Annotated in this window: 18 protein-coding genes and 1 tRNA gene; 4 read left to right on the top strand and 15 right to left on the bottom strand. The window is 31.6% G+C overall.

Features of this window, described 5'->3' with window-relative positions; genetic code table 11:
• Window positions 1-39 precede the first annotated feature (39 nt).
• A complete protein-coding gene (yidC, locus tag NOU10_RS02040; RefSeq protein WP_160944579.1) occupies window positions 40-966 on the top strand; it encodes a membrane protein insertase YidC in 927 nt (308 codons plus the stop codon).
• Between the two features lie 200 nt (window positions 967-1,166).
• Here the strand turns inward: yidC and NOU10_RS02035 are convergent, their stop codons facing one another.
• Both NOU10_RS02035 and NOU10_RS02030 read right to left on the bottom strand, forming a co-directional pair.
• Window positions 1,167-2,657: a HAMP domain-containing histidine kinase gene (locus NOU10_RS02035; protein WP_161022081.1), complete on the bottom strand. Its 1,491-nt coding sequence runs from the start codon at window positions 2,655-2,657 to the stop codon at window positions 1,167-1,169.
• Window positions 2,658-2,676: 19 nt separating this feature from the next.
• Entirely contained in the window at window positions 2,677-3,363 is a 687-nt protein-coding gene (locus tag NOU10_RS02030; protein ID WP_003699827.1) for a response regulator transcription factor, read from the bottom strand.
• A 232-nt stretch (window positions 3,364-3,595) separates the two neighbouring features.
• On the opposite strand from NOU10_RS02030, the gene NOU10_RS02025 reads away from it, so the two are divergent.
• Window positions 3,596-3,669: transfer RNA gene (locus NOU10_RS02025), tRNA-Arg, on the top strand.
• A 79-nt stretch (window positions 3,670-3,748) separates the two neighbouring features.
• On the opposite strand, the gene NOU10_RS02020 is transcribed toward NOU10_RS02025, so the two are convergent.
• The 4 genes from NOU10_RS02020 to purE form a co-directional block, all read right to left on the bottom strand.
• Window positions 3,749-4,726 carry a choloylglycine hydrolase family protein gene (locus NOU10_RS02020; RefSeq protein ID WP_161022080.1) on the bottom strand — a complete coding sequence of 326 codons (978 nt, stop codon included), beginning with the start codon at window positions 4,724-4,726 and terminating at the stop codon, window positions 3,749-3,751.
• Window positions 4,727-4,839: 113 nt separating this feature from the next.
• Window positions 4,840-6,135, bottom strand: coding sequence for an adenylosuccinate lyase (gene purB, locus NOU10_RS02015; protein ID WP_003708065.1), 1,296 nt, complete (start codon window positions 6,133-6,135; stop codon window positions 4,840-4,842).
• Window positions 6,136-6,146: 11 nt separating this feature from the next.
• Window positions 6,147-7,259, bottom strand: a complete 1,113-nt coding sequence (gene purK / locus NOU10_RS02010) for a 5-(carboxyamino)imidazole ribonucleotide synthase (protein WP_255905940.1) — start codon at window positions 7,257-7,259, stop codon at window positions 6,147-6,149.
• A 1-nt stretch (window position 7,260) separates the two neighbouring features.
• Entirely contained in the window at window positions 7,261-7,749 is a 489-nt protein-coding gene (purE, locus tag NOU10_RS02005) for a 5-(carboxyamino)imidazole ribonucleotide mutase (RefSeq protein WP_003708069.1), read from the bottom strand.
• Between the two features lie 204 nt (window positions 7,750-7,953).
• On the opposite strand from purE, the gene NOU10_RS02000 reads away from it, so the two are divergent.
• Window positions 7,954-8,676 carry a deoxynucleoside kinase gene (locus tag NOU10_RS02000; protein WP_255905874.1) on the top strand — a complete coding sequence of 241 codons (723 nt, stop codon included), beginning with the start codon at window positions 7,954-7,956 and terminating at the stop codon, window positions 8,674-8,676.
• A gap of 63 nt (window positions 8,677-8,739) precedes the next feature.
• On the opposite strand, the gene NOU10_RS01995 is transcribed toward NOU10_RS02000, so the two are convergent.
• The 5 genes from NOU10_RS01995 to NOU10_RS01975 form a co-directional block, all read right to left on the bottom strand.
• Window positions 8,740-9,060, bottom strand: a complete 321-nt coding sequence (locus NOU10_RS01995; RefSeq protein ID WP_003699818.1) for a hypothetical protein — start codon at window positions 9,058-9,060, stop codon at window positions 8,740-8,742.
• A gap of 281 nt (window positions 9,061-9,341) precedes the next feature.
• Complete coding sequence (tsf, locus tag NOU10_RS01990) at window positions 9,342-10,217, bottom strand: translation elongation factor Ts (protein WP_003699817.1); 876 nt, start codon at window positions 10,215-10,217, stop codon at window positions 9,342-9,344.
• A gap of 93 nt (window positions 10,218-10,310) precedes the next feature.
• The gene (rpsB, locus tag NOU10_RS01985) at window positions 10,311-11,108 is read right to left on the bottom strand and encodes a 30S ribosomal protein S2 (RefSeq protein ID WP_255905873.1); all 798 of its coding nucleotides are present in this window, start codon (window positions 11,106-11,108) and stop codon (window positions 10,311-10,313) included.
• Between the two features lie 163 nt (window positions 11,109-11,271).
• Complete coding sequence (locus NOU10_RS01980) at window positions 11,272-11,559, bottom strand: GIY-YIG nuclease family protein (RefSeq protein WP_003699814.1); 288 nt, start codon at window positions 11,557-11,559, stop codon at window positions 11,272-11,274.
• Window positions 11,543-12,301, bottom strand: coding sequence for a tRNA1(Val) (adenine(37)-N6)-methyltransferase (locus tag NOU10_RS01975; protein ID WP_003699813.1), 759 nt, complete (start codon window positions 12,299-12,301; stop codon window positions 11,543-11,545). The genes NOU10_RS01980 and NOU10_RS01975 overlap by 17 nt, the downstream gene beginning before the upstream one ends.
• A gap of 89 nt (window positions 12,302-12,390) precedes the next feature.
• On the opposite strand from NOU10_RS01975, the gene NOU10_RS01970 reads away from it, so the two are divergent.
• The gene (locus NOU10_RS01970) at window positions 12,391-13,014 is read left to right on the top strand and encodes a 1-acyl-sn-glycerol-3-phosphate acyltransferase (protein ID WP_255905872.1); all 624 of its coding nucleotides are present in this window, start codon (window positions 12,391-12,393) and stop codon (window positions 13,012-13,014) included.
• A 159-nt stretch (window positions 13,015-13,173) separates the two neighbouring features.
• Here the strand turns inward: NOU10_RS01970 and rpmF are convergent, their stop codons facing one another.
• From rpmF to NOU10_RS01950, 4 genes are all read right to left on the bottom strand, one after another.
• Window positions 13,174-13,350 carry a 50S ribosomal protein L32 gene (rpmF, locus tag NOU10_RS01965; RefSeq protein WP_003699811.1) on the bottom strand — a complete coding sequence of 59 codons (177 nt, stop codon included), beginning with the start codon at window positions 13,348-13,350 and terminating at the stop codon, window positions 13,174-13,176.
• An 82-nt stretch (window positions 13,351-13,432) separates the two neighbouring features.
• A complete protein-coding gene (locus NOU10_RS01960) occupies window positions 13,433-13,978 on the bottom strand; it encodes a DUF177 domain-containing protein (RefSeq protein ID WP_069469474.1) in 546 nt (181 codons plus the stop codon).
• 76 nt (window positions 13,979-14,054) lie between these two features.
• Window positions 14,055-15,197: a nucleotidyltransferase gene (locus NOU10_RS01955; RefSeq protein ID WP_255905871.1), complete on the bottom strand. Its 1,143-nt coding sequence runs from the start codon at window positions 15,195-15,197 to the stop codon at window positions 14,055-14,057.
• Between the two features lie 15 nt (window positions 15,198-15,212).
• Entirely contained in the window at window positions 15,213-15,947 is a 735-nt protein-coding gene (locus tag NOU10_RS01950) for a class I SAM-dependent methyltransferase (RefSeq protein ID WP_255905870.1), read from the bottom strand.

Here is a 15,947-nt window from a genome sequence, read left to right as displayed (position 1 = left end):
GTATAGTATTCTACAGAATAAATATGAAAGGAATTATCAATGACTAAAAATAAAAAAAAATATATATTACTATCTTCACTTCTCACAGCAACACTTTTATTAAGTGGCTGTGTACGAAGAACAAGTGATGGAAAACCATATGGAATTGTTTATGAAAAACTAGCTATTCCAACTCAACACTTACTGGAATGGTTATCTGGTGTTTTAGGTGGTAGTTATGGTTGGTCAATTATTGTTATCACTTTTATCGTTCGATTAGTAATGATGCCTATTATGATTAATCAATCTAAAAAAGCAACAATTCAACAAGAAAAAATCGCAATGATTAGACCACAACTTGCTAAAATTCAAGAACAGCAAAAAAATGCTAAGACTCCTGAAGAAAGAAATGCTGCTAGTCAAGCTATGATGAAACTTTACCAAGAAAATAATATTTCTATGGTTGGTGGAATTGGTTGTCTTCCATTGCTTATACAAATGCCTATCTTTGCTGCTTTATATGCGGCAATACAATATTCTCCTGAGTTATCTAAAACAACTTTTATGGGGATCAACTTAGGTCATAGAAGTTTTACTTTTGTTGTACTAACATTTGTTATTTATGCTTTACAAGGTTGGTTATCTACATTAGGACTACCTGAAGAACAAAAAAAGCAAATGCAATCAATGATTATTGTATCTCCAGTAATGCTAACCGGAATGACATACATTTCCCCTGCTGGTTTAGGATTATATTTCTTTATTGGTGGTATTTTTGCTTGCATCCAAACTCTAATTATTAATTTCATGCGTCCTAGAATTCGTAAGGATATTAAAAAAGAGCTGAAAAATAAACCAATTAAAGAAGTTACCGTTGAATCACCTGCAAAGAAAACTGATGATGAAAAGAAAGTAACCTCAGTTTCTAACGATATGCATGAAAAAAATCGCAAGAGAAACGCTGGTAAGCAAAATCGTAAGAAATGATCAAATATAACTTTTTATATCGAGACTAGAAAAAGCCGCTAGAAATCGCGTTACTAAAAACGTTGATTCCTAGCGGCTTTTAATATAAATATTTTCTAAAATTCATCTAAAAATATGGTTTTCCCCTAGCCTCTTTTTTAACCAATTTCATTCTTAAAGCTATATAAAAAATAAGAAGTATGACTTACTTGCCATACTTCCTATTTTTTATTATCTAAGTCTACCAATGGTAAAGAAATTCTAAATAAGGAACCCTGTCCTTCGACACTCTCAACAGACATAGATCCATGATAGCCTTCAACTAACTTTCTAGCAATTGACAATCCAAGTCCATTACCACCTTTATCTCGGCTACGTGCCTTGTCAACTCGATAAAACCTATCAAAAATCTTATCTATATTTTCCTGTGAAATTCCAACCCCAAAATCTTGAACAACAAATTCAACTAACTTACTATTCTTTGAAATTGACATATGAACTTCTTTTCTATCTTGAGAATACTTTACTGCATTATCCATTAGAATAATTAACACTTGTTCCAAATGATTCCTATAAATTTTTACTGGTGTATTATTTTTTAAATCATTGTCCAAAACAAACGTAAAATCTGGATGTATCATCTTAAAATTATTGAATACTTGTAATCCTACTTCTCTTGCATCGCTAACTTCATTACCAAATTGCAACTCTACTTGTTCTGCTCTCGATAAATCTAACATTTCTTGAACTAAACTTTTCATTCTTGTTATTTCCTGTAATGATGCTGAAATAGATTCTTCCAATATCTGTGGATCATCCTTGCCCCATCTACTTAATAAGTCCAAATGTCCTTGAATAATTGCCACAGGTGTCCTCAATTCATGCGATACATCTTCTACAAATTGTTGTTGTTGTTGAATGTATCTTTCCATTCTATCAAGCATATCATTAAATAAATTACTTAATTCTGATAGTTCATCATTTTGATTTAAAATCGGAACTCTAACGTTAGCTAAGGAGTCTCTTTCATCATCTGTATTTATTTTACCAATAGTTTCATTTATAAGTTCTATTGGCCTTAATAACCATGCTGAAAGTACATATCCAACTAAAGCACTAGCTAACCCAGCAGTTACACCAAAAACAATAAATATTAATATTAACTTATGTCTAGTGGCATCGTAATCTGCTAATTTATTAGTGACTTGTACATATCCAATTAATTTATTACTTTTATTAGAATAAACAGGTCTTCTAACTATATATACAGTTTGTCCATTGATTTTCGCAATTTTTTGTTTATTTTTGCTAGAAAAATCTACTAATACTCCTCTAGAAGCAAATAGCAATTCTTTATTAACACTATAAACACTAATTCCTATATTTTTTCCTGAAGTTGCAGTCAAAACAGAATCAGAATATATTGCTGCTTGTTTCCTATTCTGAATATCATCATTCCAAGAAGAGCTAAGAATATCCCTTACACCAGTATCTGTAAGTGTACTATTAGATTGCGCTAACCTTAAAGTTACAGCATTCATTGCCTCTTCTGAATGTCCCTTTTCTTGTCTTATTAAAAGACTGGAAAAACTTTGAAATAAAAGTGTTGCAAAAACAGCAAAAATTATAACAACACCTAGACCTGTTCCCAACGACCATTTTAAGTTAATCGAAAAAAACTTTTTCTTTTTCTTTTCATTTGTCGTTTCCATATTATCAACACCTTAATTTTTAGGAACGCATTACATATCCAGTACCACGAACTGTTTGGATATAGCTGTCTTCTCCAGGACGATCAATCTTATTACGTAAATAACGGATATAAACATCCACAACATTTGTTTCTATTTGTGTTTCATATCCCCATACTTTCTTCAAAAGTGTGTCTCTAGCTAAAACAACATTTATATTTTCCATCAACGTTAGTAGTAGTTCATACTCTCTCTTAGTTAACTCTATGATTTCATCTCCACGTCTTACAACTCTATTTTCCTTTTCAATAGTTAAGTCGCGATATGTTAGTGTTGTTTGTTTATTTCCGTTTTGTTCATTTTCTAGCTCTACACGGCGCAAAACGGCTCTTAATCTTGCTAGTAATTCTTCGATAGCAAATGGTTTTACAATATAGTCATCTGCTCCATGATCTAGACCTGAAACTCTGTCGATAACTGAATCTCTTGCAGTCATCATGATAATTGGTGTATTCTTCACTTGACGAACACGACGACAAACTTCCAAACCATTTAACTCAGGTAACATTAAATCTAATAAAATGGCATCCCAATCTTCGTCCAGTGCCAACTCTAAACCTTGTCGTCCATTTTTACATACTTCTGTCTCGTATCCTTCATGTTGTAATTCAAGTTCAACAAAACGAGATAAATTTTTTTCGTCCTCAATTATTAAAATTCTGCTCATATACGACACTCCTATATAATAATGACAAATAAATTATATCTTAAATTCTACTCATTGCAATTTTAACATTTTACCACAAAAATGCCTATCATTAAAGTTATACTTAAAACTATTTATAGCAATCAATTCTAATATCATTAGAAAAATATTCTTCTAACAAAAAAATATTATTATTTAAAAAAAATCAATTGACATTTATAAGTATATACCATATAATAATTTTTGTTGTGATGGTCTGGTAGCTCAGCTGGATAGAGCATTCGCCTTCTAAGCGAACGGTCGTGAGTTCGAATCTCACCCGGATCATTTCATAATTATTAGATCAGGATTTTATCCTGATTTTTTTTATTTTTAGTTGCAGATCTTGAAGTCTGCAACTTTTTTATTAACTTAACATTTGTGGATTCCATATATTCGATACATTAAATACTATTGGTTCTGTATTTTGCATTAGCTCTTCATCTAATTTAATTCCACTAACTGTAGCTTGCCCATTTGCTTGATAATAATAAGTCCTATCCTCTGATACCGTAACTGCTCTATAAACTGTATACGTCGGTCTATGTGCTTTACTCTTAGGAATTGAGACTGTATCTAATATACCAAACGCTAACGATGCGGCTTCATCGCGTGTTTTAGGCTTATCAACAAGTTCCTTTAAATAAGATGCACGAATAAATCTTTGGCTTGGAGAGTAAGATCCCGGTGGTGTCTTCTTGCCACCCAGTTTTCCAGTAGTTACATGAAATTTTCCATATTTAATCGAATTTTCTTTAAATTCATCAGTAAATTCCATATAATTTTCTAATTTTGCCAACTGACGCTCAAATTTAGGCATATTAGTTACTACCCCTAAAGGATTATCAATTATTCTCATTGGGTGCTGACTAGGTTCAACTACAATATTTCGTCCACTCTCATCTGAAAGACTAAAATGTAACTCTGATCCACCATGTTTTGTATTATTAATTACATTACTCATAAGTTCGATTTTCTCTATATTTTCTTCTACTTCAGTTACTGAAGAAAAATTTCCAAGTATATAAGTAACAAATTCATATGCTTCAAGTTGGATTTTATCATCATGCTTATCATCAACCAATTGTGCTCCATTAGAAAATGTCAATTTTTGGGCCATCAACCCACATTCATTAACTCCATCACTTAAATCAATATAATTATTATCTTGAAAACCTCCACCAACTATAGCATATTTGTTTGTATATTTTTTATTATCAAATGCTGATTTCCACTGATATTCCCTAGGAATATACATAGGTTTCACATAAAGATCATACCAATCCATTGTTCTTCCCATCACATGTGTTCCATCTTCAGAAATAACACTAACACTTGTACACATTTCATCACTTCCTTCAAATTACTTTTATCATATAATTATCTCAAAATACAAGTATTTTAAACCAAAAAAACAGAAGCATATTATAAAATACACTTCTGTTAATATATATTTTATTATTCTAATCCCACACGTTTAAAAATGTCATCTACATGACGTAAATGCCAATGATAATCAAACGCATCATCTAAATCTTCTTTGGATAAACGCTTAGAAATTTCTTCATCTTGCTCTAACAAAGGACGGAATGGAACTTGCTTATCCCAAGATTCAGCAGTTTTTGGTTGAATTAAGTCGTATGCCTCTTCTCTACTCATTCCTGTATCGATTAATTTCAAAAGTACACGTCCACTATAAATCAATCCGAATGTTCTATCCATATTACGTTTCATGTTTTCAGGGAAAACTGTTAAATTCTCAACAATCTTTCCAAAACGATGTAACATGTAATCAATCAAAATTGTAGTATCAGGTAAAATTATTCTTTCTGCTGATGAATGAGAGATATCACGTTCATGCCATAAAGAAACATTTTCAAAGGCAGTTACCATATGTCCTCGGCAAACTCTAGCTAATCCGCAGATATTTTCAGAACCAATAGGATTACGCTTATGTGGCATTGCAGAAGATCCCTTTTGACCCTTTGCAAAATATTCTTCTACTTCACGTGTTTCAGATTTTTGCAATCCTCTAATTTCAGTTGCAAATTCTTCCAAACTTGTAGCAATTAAAGCCAATGCAGATAAGTATTCAGCATGTAAATCTCTTGGTAAAACTTGACTAGAAATTTCTTGTGCTCTAATTCCTAATTTATCACATACATATTTTTCAACAAACGGATCAATATTTGCAAATGTACCAACAGCACCACTAATTTTACCAGCTTCTACACCCTTAGCAGCATGTTCAAAACGTTCAATATCACGATTAATCTCAGAATACCATCTTGCTAATTTCAAGCCAAATGTAGTAGGTTCCGCATGGACTCCATGAGTGCGTCCCATCATAACAGTATTCTTATACTTTTTAGCTTTACGAGCAACAATTTCTTTAAATTCTTGTAAATCTTTACGTAAAATATCATTTACTTGCTTTAATTGATAACCATAGGCAGTATCAACGACATCTGTACTCGTCAATCCATAATGAACCCATTTCTTTTCATCACCTAATGTTTCAGACAAAGCACGCGTAAATGCAATAACATCATGATGTGTTACTTCTTCTATTTCTGCAATACGATCTACATTTATCTTTGCATTTTTCTTTAATTTTTCAACATCTTCATCAGGAATATGACCAAGCTTTGCCCAAGCTTCATCCGCAGCTAACTCAACTGCTAACCAACATTCGTATTTTTTTTCATCATTCCAAATTGCTGCCATTTCTGGACGTGTATAACGTGAAATCATTTTACTCTCCTTTAATCCCATACATGAGTTGATGCAATCTCATCAAGTGTTTTATTTATATCATCTGTTAATATTGTAACATGTCCCATTTTTCTATCAACACGAATTTCACCTTTACTGTAATCATGGAATTGCCATGTAGGTTTTTTTGATATCAATTCTTGTGTTTTCTCAACATGTTGTCCTAAAACATTCACCATCACTACTGGCTTTAATAGCTCAATTTTAGGTAATGGCCAATTACATATAGCTCTATTATGAATATCAAACTGTGAAAAATTACATGCTTCTATTGAGTAATGTCCTGAATTATGTGGTCTAGGTGCCAATTCATTTATGTAAATCTCATTATCCTCACCTATAAACATTTCAATTCCTAAGATTCCACACAAATTCAAGCTTTCAGCTACTTTTACCGCTGTTTCTTTTGCTTTTTCTTGTAATTCACTCGAAATTCTAGCTGGTACAATACTTTCGTGTAATATCTGGTTACGATGGATATTTTCGCTTACTGGAAATGCAGTAATTTCACCTCTAAGATTTCTTCCTACCATGACCGAACATTCCATTTGAAAGTTTATTTTTCCTTCTAAAATACATTGTCCTAACTTTATAATTTCATCAGCTGCAACTAAATCTTTTTCTGAATTGAGAACTAATTGTCCTTTACCATCATACCCTCCTTCGCATGTTTTTAAGATTGCTGGATAACCTATTTCATTTATCTCTTTTTCTAAATCTGAAAATTTATTTATCTCAGCAAATGGGGCTACTTTTAACCCACTTTTTTGCAAAAAAGTTTTTTCTCTTATTCTATCCTTAGTAATTCTTAATAATTCCGTACCTTGAGGGATTTCTACTTTGCTACTAACATTCTCTAATGCGTTAAGATCAACATTTTCAAATTCATAGGTTAATACATCGGCCTTATCAGCTAGTTCCTCTATTGCGTCTATATCATCATAAGGTGCTACAATCTGTTCATCTGAAACTTGTCCCGCTGAGCAATCTGGATTAGGATCCAAGATTATAACTCTCATTCCAGCTTTTTTTGCAGAAAATGACAACATTTGCCCTAACTGTCCTCCACCGATAATTCCAATTGTTTTTCCTTGCATTATCATACTATCCAAGTTGCTCACCGCTCTTTTCTGCATCATCATGCTGTTTTTTTCTAAATAAAACTAATTTTTCAGCTATTTCTTCATCATTAATTCCCAAAATTTGCAACGCCAATAATGCTGCATTCTTAGCACCTGAAGCACCAATTGCTGTAGTAGCTACTGGAATTCCAGCTGGCATTTGTACAATCGACAATAATGAATCCATTCCATTTAATGCACGAGATTTAACTGGGACTCCAATAACAGGTAGTATAGTGTTAGCTGCTACCATTCCCGGAAGATGTGCAGCACCACCAGCTCCAGCTATAATTACTTTTAACCCTTTATCCTTTGCGGTTTCAGAAAAGGCGAACATTTCTTTTGGCATTCTATGAGCTGAAATAACTTTTTTATCATAGTTTACTCCAAAATTTTCTAAAATTTCAGCTGCCTCTTTCATAGTATTCCAATCAGAAATACTACCCATTACAATTGCTACTTCTCTTTTCAAAATTATCCCTCCTAGACAAACATAGAATAGCAAAATGCGCCTTAGATGTCAAAGTAAAATTCGAATTTTATTTTTAAACACGTGGTGAAAAGTGCACTTATATCACCAAAATACGAACTTTATCACTAAATAATAATATTTTGGAATTATTGCTTCACTTAAGGTAAAATTAAATGTAAGTTTATTTTAACGGAGGAATTACTTTTGATAACTTTAGCTGGAATTATTGGTTCTGGAAAGTCTAGTTTAACAAAATTATTATCTCAAGAATTAAATACTACACCTTTCTTTGAACCAGTTACTGATAATCCTGTTTTACCACTATTTTATAAAGGAAATGAATTGGCAGCAAAAAAAAGAGCTTCTGGTGCTACCGATGTAACCAATCCTTATACTTACCTTTTACAAACTTTCTTCTTAAATCGTCGTTTCAAAATGATAAAAGAAGCTATGCGTGGGGATAATAATATATTAGATAGATCTATCTATGAAGACGCTATGTTCATGAGAATGAATACAGAATTAGGTAATGCAACCCAAATAGAGTATCAAATTTATCAAGAATTATTAAAAAATATGCTAGATGAAATTAAATTAGCAACCCCTAAAAATCATAAAGACTTGATGATTCTAATTAAAGTTTCTTATCCTACAATGATCAAGCGTATTGAAAAACGAGGACGTGAATATGAACAGGTTACAAATGATCCTTCTTTAGTAGATTACTATAAACGATTATTAGAATTCTACGACGAATGGGAACGTACTTATGATAAATCCCCATTACTAGTAATAGACGGCGATAAATACGATTTTGTAGAAAATAAATCAGATCGTCAATTTGTTCTCAATACTATTGCTGATACTCTTTTAGACATGGGAAAAATATCTAGAGATGAACATTTAAAACTATATACTGAAAATTAAAAAATCCGTTCAAGAATTTTAATAAGTTCTTGAACGGATTTTTATTTAATTATAGTTCATTTACTATTTACTACGTTTTTTATTTGATATTTCTTTACCTTTTACATATCTCTTAGAATGTTTCTTTAAATATTGTAACAACTGTGCCTCATTTCTGAATTCACGCGGATGTTGCTGTCCATGTAAACGTAAGGAAATCTTATTAATCTTAATTCTTCCAGTCCATGTATACGTATATTCAACGATAAAACGATTATTCATTGTTTTTTCATCGATTCCAAATTTTAATACATAAACTCTCTCAGGAACCATTAGTGGATTAACATGTTCTTTTTCGTAGTAAACTCCATTGGCCTTCAAAAAATTCTTTGTTTTCCTCAGCATGTCCAACCCTCCTTTGATAATTTCCTACAAAATTCTTTCACCTGTAATTATACCATACATTTGCTATAAAGAATCTTAATTTTAAAATTGATCACTATATTTATACAAAATTTTATTATAACATAATATTATTCTTTTACAAGTGCTGAATTGTTATTTTATTTAATATTAACTAAGTAATATTCCCTATACAATAATCGACATAAATAATTTATTAATACTATATAAAAAAGTTGCTATAAACGTTGATAAACCAATATTTACAGCAACTAAATTAAATATTATTTAATTTGAGACATTACTTCTTCAGCAAAGTTTTCTTCTTTCTTTTCAATACCTTCGCCAACTTCATAACGGACAAAAGATTTTACCTTACCATTCTTAGAAGCAACATATTTTGCAACTGTTAAATCAGGATCCTTAACAAAGTCTTGATCATCCAATGCAACTTCTGCAAAGAACTTGTTCAAGCGACCAGCAACCATTTTTTCAATGATTTTTTCTGGCTTACCTTCATTCTTAGCTTCTTCTGTAAGAACTTCCTTTTCATGTGCAACTTCAGCTTCTGGAACTTCATCACGGTTTACATATTTAGGATTAATAGCAGCAACGTGCATAGCAACATCCTTAGCTGTAGCTTCATCAGCACCTTCTACTACTGACAATACAGCAATACGTCCACCATCGTGTAAGTATGCACCAAAGTTGTCAGCGTCTGCCTTTTCAACAACTTCAAAACGACGTAAACTAATCTTTTCACCAATAACTTGTGTAGCTTCAATTAATTCATCGTTAAGAGTACCTTTATCTGTCTTTAATTGTAAAGCAGCTTCTACATCAGCAGGTGTGTTTTCAGCAATAACGTCTGCAATATGCTTTACTAATGCTTTAAATTGATCATTTTGTGCAACAAAGTCTGTTTCAGCGTTAACTTCAACAATAACAGCCTTATTACCATTTACAGCAACGTTTGCTAAACCTTCAGCAGCAACACGATCACTCTTCTTAGCAGCTTTTGCCATACCTTTTTCACGTAAGAAATCAATAGCTTTTTCCATGTCACCTTCTACAGCAACTAAAGCTTTTTTAGCGTCCATCATACCAACGCCTGTTTTATCACGTAACTCTTTTACTTGAGCAGCAGAAATCTTTGCCATCTTAATTGGCCTCCTTAAAATTAAAATTACTAAAAAAGCTGTCTCAAACTGAGGCTATTTGCCCACAAATTCGAGACAGCCTAAGTTAACTAACTATTCAGCATCTGTGCTATCATTGTTGCCTTCTACAGCTTCAACGATATCTTCGATTGAATCAACTTGATCATCTGTATTTTCAAATGTATCTTCAGTAACAGGTGCATCATCTTCACCTTGACGACCTTCAATGATAGCATCTGCCATCTTAGAAGTGATTAAACGAACTGCACGAATTGCATCGTCGTTTGATGGAATCTTAACATCAATTTCATCAGGATCTGCGTTTGTATCAACCATAGCAACAATAGGAATGTTCAATTTTTGAGCTTCCTTAACAGCGATACGTTCTTTACGAGGATCAACGATGAACAATACATCAGGAATACGTGGCATATCTTCAATACCACCAAGGAATTTTTCTAAACGATCTCTTTGTTTAATTAACAAAGCAACTTCCTTCTTAGGTAAGCGATCAAAAGTACCATCTTCAGCCATTGCCTTGATTTCTTTTAACTTCTTAATACGCTTTTGAATTGTATTCCAGTTAGTCAAAGTACCACCTAACCAACGATGGTTAACATAGTATTGACCTGCACGCTTTGCTTCTTCTTCGATAGCTTCTTGTGCTTGCTTCTTTGTACCAACAAATAATACTACGCCGTCATCACTTGCAGCATCTTTAATGAAGTCATATGCATCATCAATTAACTTAACTGTTTTTTGTAAGTCAATGATATAGATACCGTTACGTTCTGTAAAGATATACTTCTTCATCTTAGGGTTCCAACGACGTGTTTGGTGACCAAAATGTACACCAGCTTCTAGTAATTGTTTCATGGTAATAACTGCCATTACAATTTACCTCCAAATAATTTGTTTTTTTATCCTCCCACATGTTCAATTGTTAAAAAACTCTGACGAGCAACTTTTTAACTATCGCATGCAGTGTGAATTGTGTCTTACACACTTAGAAAATTATACTTTATTATTGTATGAATTGCAATGATTTTATTAATCATTCAATTAAATTTCTATCTACACCATGTTCAACTAAATATTTATTTTTCTTTTCTCTAGATTGATGCTTAAATGCATATTCTTTTTTTAAAGCCATACTTTTGGAACTAAATTTTTCATGATAAATCATTTCAACTGGTCTACGTTTTTTTAATCTTGTGTATTTAGCACCTACTCCATCATTATGTTGATTTAATCTCCTAATTAAATCAGTCGTAAATCCTCCATATAAAGTATTGTCTGCACACAATAATACATAGAAATAATAGCTATTTTCCTTTACCATATAAAAGTTCCTCTATAACATTAGTATATTTTCCATTATCTTCAGACACAATTATAGGTGGAAGGTAACGAATCCCACCATCTTTTCCTGCTTTTATACCTTGAACTAATACAATATTAGCTTCCTTATCTTTTTTTGGATATACTAATTGAATTTTTTTTGGAGCAATATTGTGTTTTCTCATCAAATCTAACATTTCAAGTAGCCTATCAGGTCTATATACAAAATTAGCCTTCCCACCAAATTTCAAAAGTCCACTTGTAACTTCTATGACTTGTTCTAGAGTTACCTTAATTTCATGTCTTGCAATAGCATAGTACTGATTAGGATTTTTTTTACTTGTTTCCAAATTAGCGAAATACGGAGGATTACATACCACCATATCAACCGAATCTTTTGATATCAAACCTTGTAAATTATTTAAATCCTCATTTAAGATTGTAATTTTATCTTCTAAATTATTCAGTAATATACTTCTTCTAGCCATATCAGCTAATCTTTTTTGAATCTCTACTTGGATTATTTTTCCATTCACTTTCTGACTCAAAAAAAGACCTACTGCACCATTTCCTGCACATAGATCCACTATCTTAGAATTCTTTTTCTTCAATGAGTCTGCAAAGTCAGCCAATAAAACAGCATCTATTGAAAAAGAAAAAACTTCGCTACTTTGAATAATTTTTATCTTTGATGAATACAATTGATCAATTCGTTCATTAGATAGTAATATATCCTCATGCATTATAAAACCTCATTTTTTACTTGCAACTTAAAAATTTTTTTCATACTATATGATAGTAGTATAACAAATTATAGAAAGGTTGTCGCTCAATGTTTTATTCTTTCATTCGTGTGATAGTTCGTATTATAGTTTACATTGTTAATGGAAAACCTACATATTTAAATAAAGAAAAACTTCCAACTGGAAATTATATTTTAGTCGGCCCACATAGGACTTGGTTCGATCCTTTATATTTTGCATTAGCTGCTTCTCCAAAGAAATTCTCTTTTATGGCTAAAGAAGAATTATTCAAAAATCCTATATTACGATTCATTCTTGTACACGCCAATGCTTTTCCTGTTAATCGAGAAAATCCTGGACCTTCAGTTATTAAAACTCCTGTTAAATGGTTAAAAAAGAAAGATTTATCACTTATCATGTTTCCATCTGGAACTAGACATTCTCAAAAACTAAAAGGTGGAGTAATTTTAATTGCTAAACTTTCAGGAGTTCCTATTGTTCCTGCTGTGTATCAAGGGCCATTAACCTTTAAAGGACTTTTAACTAGAAAAAAAACTACAGTTGCTTTTGGAGATCCAATCTATTTAGATAGGAAAATGAAAATTAACGATGAAAATCAGAAAATTATTATTGAAAAAATGGAACAGCAATTCAATAGTTTAGATAAATCTATTAATCCTGATTTTAAGTACATTGATATGTCAAAAAAATAATCCAGTTTTCAAAAAAGTACGATAAAATTATTATCTCAAAATTTTATCGTACTTTTTATTTAGTAAATATTAAAATAACGCTTTTCTTTCTGAATAAAGAAAAGCGTTATCCAAGTTATTAAAGGGCCATGGTCCCTTTAATCTTAATTAATATTTCGATTACTTAGTTTTTACAACTTCCTTGTCACCATAGTATCCACAACTTGGGCATACATGATGTGCTTTACGTAATTCACCACAATTTGGGCAAGCACTCATACCAGGTACTTGTAACTTGTAATGTGTGCGACGTAATCTCTTGCGAGTTTTAGATGTTCTACGTGCTGGTACAGCCATTATTAGACACCTCCTTAAAACAATAAATAAATCTACCAAGAAAGATTCTACTTGTTATTCACAAAATTTGCAATAGCTATTACTATTTATCTTCATCAAAGAAATTCTTTAACTTAGCTAATCTTGGATCAATATTATCTTTCTTATGATTGTTTTTCTGCAACTGTTCCTCACGAACGACACTCCAGTCATCACCAGACGGCATAACCGCGTCATCTCGTTTCTCATCTACAGATAAAACCTGCATAGGAATTTGTAACAATATATTGTCTTCTATAACATCTGCAAGATTCAGTATATCATCTTTTAATACAATAACGACATCCGTATCTTCAAAACTTGATAAATCCGGATTATAATGACTTAAATAATGCTCTGTTACATCAAAATTAAGTTCTAAATCGACTGGTTGAAATGAACGACTAGAAGGTAAGGTTACTGTACAGTTAACCTTCATATAGCCTAAAACTCCTAATTCGTCAACAGAAAACATCCCATCAACATGTACTGTTGAAACTTTTATAATATCAGATCTTCTAGATTTTAATGCTTCATTCAAATCTAAATTCTCTGTAAAATGGATTGGAGCTTCACTTGCTTGATTTAGCTCTTTTAAAGACCATTTCATGTTATATTCCTCCCAATGCAACAAATTTGATTATAACTTTCATTTAAACCTTTGTCAATGTTTTTTCCTTGACACCTCAAAATATCAATGGTGCTCTTTTTAAATCTTGCTCTTTATAATTTTGAGATTGATAAATTTTCCCAGCTCTATAATCAACATGATAAAAGTTGTCTTTATCTTGTTGGGATATTTTAGCCAGTAATGGTATTTCACTATTTTTCTTCATTATATTCAAAGCTTTCTGTCCATTTTTCGTAAATCCTAATAAATGCACATAAGGAAATTTATTATACAAACTAACATCATTAACTTTCATTCCTACTAAAGTAGCAACTGATAATCTTGTTAGCCTAGTGTATGTGAATCTTTTTGATTTAACAGCTTTTAGCCATTCATCAAATGTCGCTTCCGTCTTTAGTTCTAAAGCTTTCTTTTTCATTCTATATTGAATTCCTTCAGCCATCCCATAAATATTAGCTAACTCATCAATATCACTAGATATTAGTTTATATCTTAGAAATGGCCAAAAATCATCCCAAGAAATATATTTTTCATCCTTTAAATCTTGGTAGGAAGGAATATACTTATCAACTAAATTATGATCTTTAGAAAACAAAACTTTTCTGATTGCTGTAGCACTTGCGATATTACTATCAGGAGACAAAGACTTATCATGATAACCTGCAACATTTCTAGAGATTGGATTTAACTTTAACTTTTTTCCAAATTTCAAATTTGCCTTAGCATATGCCAAGCCTAAGACATCATTAGGTGAATCTATATTATGTCCTATTTTTGCCGCAACGGCTTCTTGGAATGCTTCAGCATAAGATATATTTTTTTTTGAAAATTCAGTACTATCTAAATTTTGAACCAACTGTGCATATGTCATAAAATCATACTCAGCATGTTCAGCACCAAAGAAAAGTTCTTCACATCCCATATTACTTAATATTCGTACCCCATTCTCAGCAAATCTATCGGCAGGTTGTACGCATCCAGCAATCGGTATCTCTACAACTACATCTACACCATTCAACAGTGCTTGTCTTGCTCTTACCCACTTATCAACAATTGCAGGCTCCCCTCTTTGTAGAAAATTACCACTCATAGCAACAATTATGATTGATTCCGGATAAATCTCTTTAACTTTTTCTATTTGATATAGATGACCATTATGAAATGGATTATATTCTGCTATAATACCAATAATTTTCATTACTATCACCACTTATTAAATACTACATTTAAAGAACCAACGTTCAGTTTGTTTTTCTATATCTTCACGTCCAAATTCGGCACTTACTTCTATCTGATTAAAGCCAGCTTCTTTCAGCAATTCAATATAATCTCTTAATTCGTAAGTTCTTTCTTTATGAAGTTCATTAACTTTTTTATATGCATTAATGCTTTCATCAAAAATGAAAAAAGTTAAATCATGTTCAACACTATGTTCATATTCTCCTAAGTATGTTGTCCATACAAAAGTTTGCTCATCATCACTGTAATTATACATATATCCTGGATATATTTTATCAGTCTTATATGGCGTTATTACATCAAACAAAAAAACACCATCTTTTTTTAAATGTTGTTTCACTTCTCTAAATGCATTCTTTAATATTCTTTTATTAGGTAAATAACATAAAGAATCAGCAAAACAAGTTACAACATTATATTTTTCTAGACCTGATAAATCTTGCATATCACCAGCAACTAATGTTAATTCTATGTTTTCTTCATATAAATGCTGATATGCTAATGACAACATTTCTTCAGATAAATCAAATCCGGTTACATCATAGCCCTTCTTTGCAATTTCCACTGCAAATCTTCCAGAACCACATGCTAAATCTAAAATATTACTATTTTTTTCAAATTCATATCTATCAAAATAAGACACCCAATCCTTATACATTTGCGGATCCATTAATTTGTCGTACAATTGGGCGAACGTTGTATATATCAT

This window comes from Ligilactobacillus sp. MP3 (assembly GCF_024436335.1).
Lineage (GTDB): Bacteria > Bacillota > Bacilli > Lactobacillales > Lactobacillaceae > Ligilactobacillus > Ligilactobacillus salivarius.
Note: the sequence above shows the minus strand (reverse complement) of the source record. Positions and strands in the feature narration are given on the sequence as shown.